3 protein-coding genes are annotated in these 2252 nt (G+C 64.1%); all 3 read right to left on the bottom strand.

What is annotated here, in order from left to right; all coding sequences use genetic code 11:
- Positions 1-303 precede the first annotated feature (303 nt).
- Entirely contained in the window at positions 304-1161 is an 858-nt protein-coding gene (locus EII35_RS15295; protein WP_185744395.1) for a hypothetical protein, read from the bottom strand.
- Between the two features lie 194 nt (positions 1162-1355).
- Entirely contained in the window at positions 1356-1862 is a 507-nt protein-coding gene (locus EII35_RS15300) for a hypothetical protein (protein WP_125229320.1), read from the bottom strand.
- A 115-nt stretch (positions 1863-1977) separates the two neighbouring features.
- On the bottom strand, positions 1978-2252 hold a 275-nt coding region (locus EII35_RS16775; protein WP_395858266.1), incomplete at its 5' end, for an alpha-amylase family glycosyl hydrolase.

The following is a 2252-nucleotide window of genomic DNA, read 5'->3' on the forward strand; positions in this document are numbered from 1 at the left end:
GGTGGAGCCGGGGGCGGCCTGGAGGATGGGGGAGCAGAACAGGTGGGTGATGCCCAGGTCCTTCAGGTAGGGCAGCTGGACGACGGCGTCGCTGAACGTGAAGTCGGCAGTCAGCTGCAGCCGGTACGTCGAGTTCGGGGTGTTCCTCACAGTGTCCACGGTCCTCACTCTATGCCGGTGGGGTGACAAAAATCTCGAGGCGGTGTTTTCAGCCATTCTTCGGGTTGCGAGGGCCTGTGGCGGCTGAAGAGTGGCAGAAAACACGGTGACGGTGGTTTAGCTGAGAGATTCTTGCTGACGACTTCAGCGTCCGAGCCCGGGGGCGGATGGGGTGATCCGGTTGTGTTGCAGGGGGTGGTTCCTTGCCGGGCTCCGAGGGGGAAGGGTCTTGGCGGGTGGGGTGCTGTTCTGGAGTGTGGTGCTGCGGGACTGGCCGTCGCGGTCGATGTGTTCGATGACGGTGCTGGTCGGGGAGCGGTGGGCGATGAACAGGTTGACCTGGCTGAAGTGGGCATGGGTGCTGGCCAGCTGGTGGGTGATGCGGGCGTTGTCGATGCATCGGCTGACCGTGTTGTTCGGGGTGAACATCGAGGTGACGGCCTCGGGTGGGGTGTAGCGGGCCGTGACGTCGCCTTGGGAGCGGGGTGTGATCCACCGCTGGTGTGCAGCCTCCAGGCACATCGGTTGAGGTGTGTCCACCGCGACGATGGTGACCTGGGTGTACTGCTCCGTCCTCAGGGCGGTGACCAGCCGAGGGCCTTGTCCGACACCTGAGGGTTCCATCCATTGCAGGGTGCCCTCGATCGTGATGTTGACATGTTCTGCCATGAGCTGCTCCCGAGCATCGTTGGCTGTGTCGGTGGAGAGCTGGTGCACGAGGGTGGAGAGTTCGCCACGAAGGAGGGGTCTGCCATCGGCGAGGGGATCCGGGGTGTGGTTGGCGATCAACCGGTCCCAGTGCTCGCGGGCCTGCCCCACCAGCTCAGGATCAACATCGAGCCCCGCCACCGGATTACCGAGCAACACCTGCTTCACATCATCGGCATCAACGGTGATGAAGCCATCGTCCACCACCCCCAACCGCTCTGCTTCCTTTGGTCCCAGGGCAGTCCGTACCGCAGCCACACCCTTGCTCTTCCCCGCGCCCGGCGGACCAGCCATGATGATCGCCCGACCTCCACGCACTCCTTCGCGATCGGCACGATCCACATAGGCCTGAGCGATTGCTTGCCCCAGCCGAAACCACAGGGAACCCTTCGGAGGGTCCGCCGGCAGGGAATGCTCCGCAGCGAGCTGTCCCACCAGGCTGCGAACCTGCTCCTCCGTCCGCCGCGCCGCCTCGTTCATCGGCTCTGTCATGAAGGATGATCCGGAAACTGCTGAACGATCAACCGGAGTTCTTCGTACTCGTCATCGGTGATGATCTCATACCTGTGCAAGCGCCTGACCTCGTCCCATGAACCCTCGTCATAGAAGTCGTAGTGATGCTGCCCGAAGGTGTAGGGCCAGGACCGCAACCGGTCCATCATCTCCTCGGTGCTGATCTGCCCCATGAACCGCCGTAAACCCAACTCATACGGCGTCACCGGACGAATCTCCTCCCCGCGCTGGTGTTCCTGCCTGACTCCCGCCACGATGCGGGGCTCGGCGCCGCTTCGAGAGATGATTGCCTCGTCATCCAGCCCGGTCTCGATCAGGTGCAGGATCTCTCGTTCCCCGTCGATCCGTGCCAGTACCTGGGAAGCCATGGAACGCATCCGATCTTCGTCGTCCCGGTGGGTGTTCATGTGCACCTCTTCTGCCTCATCGTCGTGCGCTGGTGGCAGATTATCACCGGGTCTCGATCCGGTTGCAGGATGCATCCAGCGCGATCGGTGGACGGCTGATCGAGGTGCAAGGTCTTGGGTGGCTCACCCAGGGTGACCGGCATGACCGGTCCCCCTGAACCGCAGCAGCGGCCCGTGGCCTCAGGCGTTGTCATGCCACCAGTTCAGCAGCAGCTGCCTCGCCTCGTCCTGAGGGATCGGGCCGTGCTCGGTGTGTTGCTCCTGACAGGAACTTGTACGCCTTCCCGACCTGCGGGCCCGGACCGATGCCCTGCTCGTGGGCGACCTCGGCCAGGTGTCGGAACCCCTCCTCGCCGCCGAGTTCCTGCGAGATGCGGGTGTGGTCGACGACGTCGTAGCCGTGGGTGGAGCCGGGGGCGGCCTGGAGGATGGGGGAGCAGAACAGGTGGGTGATGCCCAGGTCCT

The organism is Arachnia propionica (genome assembly GCF_003932785.1).
GTDB lineage: Bacteria > Actinomycetota > Actinomycetes > Propionibacteriales > Propionibacteriaceae > Arachnia > Arachnia propionica_B.